At 72.2% G+C, this 8,169-nt stretch carries 9 protein-coding genes; 4 read left to right on the top strand and 5 right to left on the bottom strand.

Features of this window, described 5'->3' with window-relative positions; genetic code table 11:
• Together KBX39_RS33370 and KBX39_RS33365 are read left to right on the top strand one after the other, a co-directional pair.
• Window positions 1-374: hypothetical protein (locus KBX39_RS33370; RefSeq protein WP_247660262.1), on the top strand; the 374-nt coding region annotated here is incomplete at its 5' end.
• 46 nt (window positions 375-420) lie between these two features.
• Window positions 421-1,191: a hypothetical protein gene (locus KBX39_RS33365; RefSeq protein ID WP_247660261.1), complete on the top strand. Its 771-nt coding sequence runs from the start codon at window positions 421-423 to the stop codon at window positions 1,189-1,191.
• A 92-nt stretch (window positions 1,192-1,283) separates the two neighbouring features.
• Here the strand turns inward: KBX39_RS33365 and rplI are convergent, their stop codons facing one another.
• From rplI to rpsF, 4 genes are all read right to left on the bottom strand, one after another.
• Complete coding sequence (rplI, locus tag KBX39_RS16080; RefSeq protein WP_013289354.1) at window positions 1,284-1,730, bottom strand: 50S ribosomal protein L9; 447 nt, start codon at window positions 1,728-1,730, stop codon at window positions 1,284-1,286.
• Window positions 1,731-1,744: 14 nt separating this feature from the next.
• Entirely contained in the window at window positions 1,745-1,984 is a 240-nt protein-coding gene (gene rpsR, locus KBX39_RS16075) for a 30S ribosomal protein S18 (RefSeq protein ID WP_007073789.1), read from the bottom strand.
• A gap of 41 nt (window positions 1,985-2,025) precedes the next feature.
• Entirely contained in the window at window positions 2,026-2,553 is a 528-nt protein-coding gene (locus tag KBX39_RS16070) for a single-stranded DNA-binding protein (RefSeq protein ID WP_018788497.1), read from the bottom strand.
• A gap of 80 nt (window positions 2,554-2,633) precedes the next feature.
• Entirely contained in the window at window positions 2,634-2,924 is a 291-nt protein-coding gene (gene rpsF / locus KBX39_RS16065) for a 30S ribosomal protein S6 (protein WP_013289357.1), read from the bottom strand.
• A 639-nt stretch (window positions 2,925-3,563) separates the two neighbouring features.
• Between rpsF and KBX39_RS16060 the strand changes: the two genes are divergently transcribed.
• Window positions 3,564-4,346 (top strand): deoxyribonuclease IV, encoded by a 783-nt coding sequence (locus tag KBX39_RS16060; protein ID WP_210871307.1) that lies wholly within the window; start codon window positions 3,564-3,566, stop codon window positions 4,344-4,346.
• The gene (locus tag KBX39_RS16055; RefSeq protein WP_210871304.1) at window positions 4,343-6,550 is read left to right on the top strand and encodes a hypothetical protein; all 2,208 of its coding nucleotides are present in this window, start codon (window positions 4,343-4,345) and stop codon (window positions 6,548-6,550) included. The genes KBX39_RS16060 and KBX39_RS16055 overlap by 4 nt, the downstream gene beginning before the upstream one ends.
• Window positions 6,551-6,569: 19 nt before the next feature.
• Here KBX39_RS16055 and KBX39_RS16050 read toward each other — a convergent pair whose 3' ends face one another.
• Window positions 6,570-8,126 (bottom strand): glycosyltransferase family 87 protein, encoded by a 1,557-nt coding sequence (locus tag KBX39_RS16050; protein ID WP_166456795.1) that lies wholly within the window; start codon window positions 8,124-8,126, stop codon window positions 6,570-6,572.
• Between the last annotated feature and the right edge of the window lie 43 nt (window positions 8,127-8,169).

Below are 8,169 nucleotides of genomic sequence, written 5' to 3'. Positions count from 1 at the left end.
GACGCGGCAGCCGCGCGGGACAGCGGGCGGTCGGGCGGGCGGCGTCGATCGGCGTCGGGTTCTTCCTGGCCGCCGCCGGTGGCGTCGGACTCCGCCTGGTCGCGTTCGGCGGTTGCGGGCTCGGACCGGTCCCGTCCGGCCGCGTCGGATGCCGACTGGCCCGCGTCGGCGGTGCCGGAGTTGCGGCGGCCGGCGTCGGAGTCGGAGTCGGGCTGGTCGCGGTCGGCGTCGTCGGGCCGGTCGGCTCCGGAGACGGGCTGGTCGTCCTCGGCGGCTTCGGAGACGGGCTGGTCGCGGTCGGTGGCCCCGTCGGGTTCGGAGCAGTCCCGGCCGGCGGCGGATCCCTGGCAGCGGCGTCGGGCGGCCGACCGTGAACCGCCGGAGCCGCCGCCTGCGGTCGACCCGTGGGACGCGTCGGGCGTGCACGCCTGGGGCCGGTCGGCGCCCGGTGGCCGCTGGGAGCAGGCGGAACGCCGGTGGGACCGCACGGAGCACACGGGCGAGTGGGACCGGTTCACCGACACCGGTTATCTGGAGCCGGTGCGCGACGAGGTCGATCCGTGGGATCGCACGGCTCCGCCGGTGCGGGAGGGATGGGCGTCACCGGAGCGGGCCGAGGCGTTCTGGTCGGGTACCCGGCTGGCCGGGGACGATCCGCGGTGGATGGAGACACCGCCGTCGGCGCCGAGGTCACCGGCGGTGGCGTACTCGGCTCCGCGTCCGCGTGCCGTGCCGCGCGGTCGGCCGGTGACGCCGGCCGGGTCGACGCTGCGCCGGCGGGTGGAGACGATCGGTGGCGGCTCGTGGGGCCGGCGGCTGGAAGACGACCTGCTGGATCCGGATCCGGGCGGTCCGCTGCGGCCTCTGGTCTACACGGTGGCCTGCTATCTGGTCCCGGCCGTGCTGCTACTCGTCGGTCTGCTGTTCCTGAGCGGTCAGCCGCCGGAGGGTTGCGTCACCGACATCACCGGTGGCGGCTGCGACTCGCCGCGTACGCATGCCCTGGATTCGCTGGTGTCGGCGGCGCCGCGGTTCGGTTTGGCGTTGGTGAGCAGCCTGGTGGTGGCGGTGCTGCTACGGCAGGTCGGGACGACCTGGCGGGCGGCGACGGTGGCGCTGGCGGCTGCCGTGGTGGGCGGTGGTCTGTCGACCGTGGTGATCAGCGCGGTGACCGGCAACCCCCTCGGCTGAGACCCGGAGGTGCGGCCGGGGCCGTGGTGACGGAGATGCGGAAGGGCCCGCACCGGTGTCCGGTGCGGGCCCATCGCGTCGTGCTACGGGTGTCAGCCCTTGACCACGTTCAGGTCGAACTTGGCGGTCACCTCGGGGTGCAGCCGGATGCTGACCGGGTAGGAGCCGAGCGCCTTGATGTGGCCGGGCAGCTCCAGCCGGCGGCGGTCCAGGGTCGGGCCGCCGGCGGCCTTGACGGCGTCGACGATCTCGGCCGGGGTGACCGAGCCGAAGAGCCGGCCGCCGTCGCCGGCGCGGGCCTTCAGGTTGACCTTCAGACCCTCGATCTGGGTCTTGACCTCGGTGGCGTGGCCCAGGTCGCGGATCTCGCGGGCCGAGCGGGCCCGCTTGATGACCGTGACCTGCTTCTCCGCGCCCTTGGTCCAGGCGATCGCGAAGCCCTGCGGCAGCAGGTAGTTACGGCCGAAGCCGTCCTTCACCTCGACGATGTCGCCCGGAGAGCCGAGGCCGGACACCTCCTGAGTGAGGATGATCTTCATGTCCGTGCCTCCTCTCAGCGGGCCGTGGCCGTGTACGGCAGGAGCGCCATCTCGCGGGCGTTCTTGACCGCACGGGCGATCTGCCGCTGCTGCTGCGAGGTCACGCCGGTCACCCGCCGAGCGCGGATCTTGCCGCGGTCGGAGATGAACTTGCGCAGCAGCGCGGTGTCCTTGTAGTCGATGTAGGTGATCCCGTCCTTGTCGAGCGGGTTCACCTTCTTCTTCGGCTTGCGAAGTGCCGCAGCCTTAGCCATTGCTCGTGCTCCTGGTTTGCGATCGCGGGCGCTCGGCGCCATTAGAACGGAGGCTCCTCGTCGAAGTTTCCGCCCGAACCACCGCGGGAGGGGGCGGGGGCAGCAGAGGCCCAGGGGTCGTCGAAGTTGCCTCCGCCGCCACCCTGGCCGCCACCACCACCGAAGCCGCCGCCACCGCCGCCGGAGCGGGACATCTTCTGCACCTTCGCCGTGGCGTAGCGCAGCGACGGGCCGATCTCGTCGACCTCCAGCTCGATGACGGTGCGCTTCTCACCCTCACGGGTCTCGTACGACCGCTGACGCAGCCGGCCGGACACGATCACCCGAGCGCCACGCTGCAGCGACTCGGCGACGTTCTCGGCGGCCTGGCGCCAGACCGTGCACGAGAGGAACAGCGGCTCGCCGTCCTTCCACTCGCCGGAGGCCTTGTCCATGAAGCGGGGCGTCGAAGCGACCCGGAACTTGGCGACCGCCGCGCCGGAGGGGGTGAAACGCAACTCGGGGTCATCGGTCAGGTTGCCGATGACCGTGATGGTGGTGTCTCCTGCCATGACCATCTCCTCGCGCACTCATCTTTGTGCCGTACAGGCTCTCAGAGCCGTACGACAGCGTGGATGAGGCTTGATCCGGACGTGCCGGGACTAGATGCTCAGCGCATCTCCGGACGGATGACCTTGGTGCGCAGCACCGACTCGTTGAGTCGGAGCTGACGGTCCAGCTCGCCAACGGCCTCCGGCGTCGCCTGGAGGTCGATGACGGCGTAGATGCCCTCGGCCTTCTTGTTGATCTCGTACGCGAGGCGCCGGCGGCCCCACACGTCGGTCTTCTCCACCGAGCCACCCGCGGTCCGGATCACGTTCAGGTACGTGTCGAGCGACGGGGCGACGGTGCGCTCCTCGAGGCTGGGGTCGAGGATCACCATGACTTCGTAATGACGCAAGACGTGCTCACCTCCTGTGGGCTAAGCGGCCACGGTCCTTCCGTGGCAGGAGGTCGTGCGTCGTTGCCGTGACCGGTTCCGGGGGAACCCGGCTGGACACGGACAACCGGACCAGGATAGCCGGTGCGGACGATCATGGCCGGACCGGTCGGCCGGCACGGCCCGGACGCGGCGACAGGGGCCCACCTTCGGCCTCGAGAGCCGGCAGGTGGACCCCTGTCCACGGGGCCGCGGGGCGTCCCGTCCGCATTCCTTGGGTGGGACCTGGGGAGGAACGACCACACCGATGAGGTTGGATCGAAGACGCCCCGCGGAGCTTTATCGTGTTGTCACCTGTGCTGACCATACAATGGCTCTCGTCACCACTTGGGGTAAATTGAGGATTTAGTCCGGACTTCCATTTGATGTGCCGGATTCCTGATGGATCCCGCCCCGTCGTGCCGGGCCGCACGCCGGGGCGTCCCGTCACCGGGCGTCGGCCCCCTCACCCGTACGTGCTGTGGACCACGTCCGGGCGGAGCGTCGACCATCGATCCCACCTCGGACAACGACCGCCGGGCCGGGTGGTGACGCCTCCGACCCGCCGGGCGTCTCCGGCGAGCGCGGCGACCGTCGCAGGCGCGACGTAGGCTGCCCTGCATGCGAATCGGAGCCCACGTCGATCCGACCGACCCGCTGGCCGAGGCGGCCGCCCGGCAGGCCGAGGCGGTGCAGTTCTTCCTGGCCGACCCGCAGGGCTGGAAGGCCCCGAAGCCGCGCGAGGACGCCGAGCGCCTGCGCGCCGCCGACGTCGACCTCTACGTGCACGCGCCGTACGTGATCAACGTGGCCACGCTCAACAACCGGATCCGCATCCCCAGCCGCAAGCTGCTGCTCGCCCACGCCAACGCCGCGGCGGCCGTCGGCACCAAGGGCCTGATCGTGCACGGCGGCCACGTCAACGCCGGCCAGGACGTCGCCGTCGGCTTCGACAACTGGCGCAAGACCTTCGCGTACGCGGCGGAGTCCGGCGGATTCCCGCTGCCGGTGCTGATCGAGAACACCGCCGGTGGTGACAACGCCTGTGCCCGGCACCTCGACTCGCTGGCCCGGCTCTGGGACGCGCTCGGCGACCACGAGGTCGGCTTCTGCCTCGACACCTGCCACGCCCACGCGGGCGGCGAGGAGCTGCTGGGCCTGGTCGACCGGGTGAAGGCGATCACCGGCCGGATCGACCTGATCCACGCGAACAACTCGAAGGGCGCCTTCAACTCCGGTCAGGACCGGCACGACAACCTCACCGGCGGCACCATCGACCCGGAGCTGCTGGTGGCGGTGATCCGCGCGGCAGGCGCGCCGGTGATCGTGGAGACCCCCGGCGGCGTCGAGGGCCAGGCCGCCGACATCGCGTTCCTGCGCGGGCAGTTGGGTGCGGCGGAGTGACCGCCGAGAAGTCCGGCACGACCGGCCGCCGGTCCGGCGCCGAGACCCGGGCGGACGGGACCGGCGCGAAGAACCCGCCGGACGACGCGGCCGGGGCCGGGCCGGGGAGCGGCTCGCCCGACGAACGCGCGTCCGGCGCGGACAGCTCCGGTGAGGACGACACCGCGGGCACGGTGACGAGTGCCGCCAAGGCGAAGCGGACCCGCAAGGCTCGCCGCACCGGCGCGGCGAAGGCGGCAGGCGCGGCGAGCACCGCCGACAAGACGAGCGCCGCCGACAAGACGAGCACCGCCGACAAGGCGGGTGCCGGCACCGACAAGGCGGAGGCCGGGACCGAGGCCGAGGCCCGGGACAGAGCGGACGCCGCCAAGAAGGACGGCGACGCCGCGGAGAAGAGCGACGCCGCGAAGCAGGACGGTACGGGCGACGACGAGCCGGCCGACCCCTGGTCCGCGTTCGGTCCGGCACCCGAGCCGGTGCTCGGCCGCCCCCGCCGGGCCGTCCGCGCCGTGGGCCGGTTCCTGGTGCACGAGTGGACGCTCGCCGTCGTCGCCGCGCTGGCGCTGGCGGCGGCGATGACCTGGCCCACGCTGCGCTATCCGCGGCACACGCTGCCGCAGGACTACTGGGACCCGAGCCTGCAGGCGTGGCAGATGGCCTGGTCCGGGCACATCCTGCGGACGAACCCGGCGCAGCTGTGGCACTCGAACACGTTCTATCCGGAGAACTGGAGCTTCGCGTTCTCCGACACGCTCCTCGGGTACGCCCCGGCCGGCCTGATCGGGGTCGGCCCGGAGCACGCCGTGCTGCGCTACAACATCATGTTCGTGCTGGCGCACGCGCTCGCCGCGTTCGGCGCGTACGCGCTGGCCCGGCAGCTCGGCGCGGGCCGGATCGGCGGCGCGGTGGCCGGGGCGAGCTTCGCCTACGCGCCGTGGCTGCTGGCCCAGGCCGGCCACCTGCACATCATCTCCAACGGCGGCATCCCGTTGGCGCTGGCCATGCTGGCCCGGGGGCACGGCTGGTCACTGCGGTACGGGTACCGGCCGCGCCGCCGGCACGCGGGCTGGGCGTTCGCCGGGTGGCTGATGGCCGCGTGGCAGCTCAGTCTCGGCTTCGGCATCGGGCTGCCGTTCGCGTACATGCTGGCCGGGGTGGTCCTGGTCTCGGTGGTGCTGTGGTTCGTGCGGCGACGCAAGGTGAAGCGCCCGTTCGGCCGGCGGCTGTTCCTGGCCGACGTGCTGGGCGGGCTCGTCTTCGCGGCGGTGGGCGCGGCGCTGGCGGTGCCCTACTTCAAGGTCGCCGAGCTGCACCCGAACGCGGAGCGCACGATCGGCGACATCGGGCTCTACTCGCCGCCGGCGAGCGGGTTCTTCACCGCGCCGGCCGAGTCCCGGGTCTGGGGTGGTCTGCACGAGGGCGCCCGGGCCGTGCTGCCCTGGCATCCGGAGATGACGTTGCTGCCGGGCTTCGTGCTCTACGCGCTCGCCGCCGGGGGCCTGTTCTTCTCGGTGTGGCGGGTCCGGCACCGGATCTTCCTGCTCGCCGGGGTGCTGGTGACGATGGCGCTGGCGATGGGCACCCGGTTCTTCGGCGGCCGGTTCACCTACGTGCCGTTGTTCGACTACCTGCCGGGCTGGAGCGGGCTGCGGACCCCGGGCCGGATGATGCTCTGGACCACGCTGCTGCTGGGCCTGCTCGCGGCGGGTGCGGTCACCGCGTTCTGCATGCGGGTACGCGAGCTGGCCGCCGAGCGGGTGCCGCCGTGGCCGGGTCCGTGGCTGCGGCTGGCGACGCTGCTGCCGTTGGCGCTGGTGCTGGTGGAGGGGTTGAACGCCACGCCGCAGCCGGTGGTGCCGCGGCAGCCGGCGGCGCTGCGGACCGTGGACGGGCCGATGCTCGTGCTGCCGAGCAGTCAGAACCTGGATCAGCCGGTGATGCTCTGGTCCACCGACCGGTTCCAGCCGATGGTCAACGGCGGCAGCGGCTTCACGCCCCGGTCGCAGGCCCGGATCCGGGAGGCCACTGTCAGCTTCCCGGACTACGCGAGCGTCGACTACCTGCGGCAGATCGGCGTGAAGAACGTGGTGGTGTTGCGCGACGAGCTGGAGGGCACCCCGTGGGAGGGGATGCTGGACCGGCCGGTCGACGCGCTGGGCGTGGCCCGGGAGCAGGTCGGCGATGCGGTCGTGTTCCGGCTCTAGACCGACCTGCTCCCGTCGCTCAGACGGGCACGGGTTCGGCGGGCTGTTCGGCGGCGCGCGCCCGCCAGCGCTGGTGCCAGGGCGCGTCGGGCGCGCCGTCGAGCACCCCGCCGTCGGGGTCGTCGGCGTAGGTCTGCCGGACCGCGTCGAGTTCGGGCCGCACGATGTCCCGGATGACGAACCCGCAGAGCACCGCCACGGTGATCAGGCGCAGGCTCGACGCCAGCACGAAGACGCCCTCGGGGAAGACGGGCCGGGACATGGCGGTGCCGAGCAGTTCGCCGTAGAACGCGGCGAAGTAGCCGACCTCGGCGATCTGCCAGGCGAGGAACGCGCCCCAGCGCGGCCGGGCGAGCACCGCGAGCGGCAGCAGCCAGAGCACGAACTGCTGGGACCAGACCTTGCTGAAGATGAGGAACGCGGCGACCACCAGGAAGGCGAGCTGGGCCAGCCGGGGCCGGCGCGGCGCCAGCAGCGCCAGCCCGGCCACGCCGAGGCAGGCCAGCCCGAAGAGCAGGTACGACACCCAGTTGAGCGTGGGGATGTTGGCGTTGAGCCATTCGAACGGCCCGAGTTCGCCGGGTGCGGACGGGCTGATCCGGCCGTCCAGGTAGCGGCCGATGTACCAGAGCGTGCCCCAGTCGATGGGTCGTGTGGTGTTCAGGTCGAAGAAGCGTTCCCAGTTCTCCCGGTAGGGGATCGCCACCGGCAGGTTGACCGCCACGAGGGACACCAGTGCGGTGGCGGTGGCGACGAGCCCGGCGGCCAGTTTTCCGGCCCGCAGCGCGAGCACCAGGATCGGGCCGAGGAGGAACAGCGGCCACATCTTGGCCGCGCCGCCGAGTCCGATCAGGACGCCCGCCACCGCGGGCAGCAGCATCGCGTACCGGTCGGGGCGGGCGCGTGCCCAGGCCAGCAGGCCGAACGCGGCCAGGCCGATGGCGAGCAGGTCCCAGTTGACGGTGGCGGTGAGCACCAGGGCCGGGGAGAGCGCGAACAACGCGGCGTCCCAGGGTCGTCGGCGGCGCAGGCTGAGGATGACCGCGACGGTGGCGACGGCGAGCGCGCCGAGCACCAGCGCGTTGAGGTTGTAGAACCACTGCCCCTGGTTGATGGCGGGGTTGTCGACGCCGAGGGCGTGCACCGGCAGGCCGAGCGCGCCCATGAAGTAGCCGGTCAGCACCGGGTACTCCACCGGGTGGTCGGCGTAGGGCACCTTGCCCTCGTTGAGCCCTTCGGCGTAGTAGAGCGCCAGCACGTCCGTGTAGCACATGCGGGTGTACTGGATGTTGTTCTGCCACGCGCCGTCCTGGCAGGGGGATTTCTGCACCCAGTGCAGTGCCAGCGTCAGGCAGACCAGCGCCAGCACGATCCGGCCGGCGGTCCAGAACCGGCTCTCGCGGTCGGCCGGCCGGTCCAGGGCGGCGGCGTGGTCGCCGAGCGGCCCGCCGATCAGACCGGAGGCGCCGCGGACGAACCAGTCCGAGCGGGACGGGTGGTCAATCGTCTCTGCCGATCGCGGCGCCGCCTCGGACGCGCCGGGCTCATCGATGCCTGCGGGCGACTGGGTGCTCATGGAGAGGCATCCTGCCGTACACAGGGGGTCGCCGTCCCGTCGG

The organism is Micromonospora sp. D75, assembly GCF_018070405.1.
Taxonomy (GTDB): domain Bacteria; phylum Actinomycetota; class Actinomycetes; order Mycobacteriales; family Micromonosporaceae; genus Micromonospora; species Micromonospora chalcea.
This window is presented reverse-complemented; position numbering and strand designations above follow the sequence as displayed.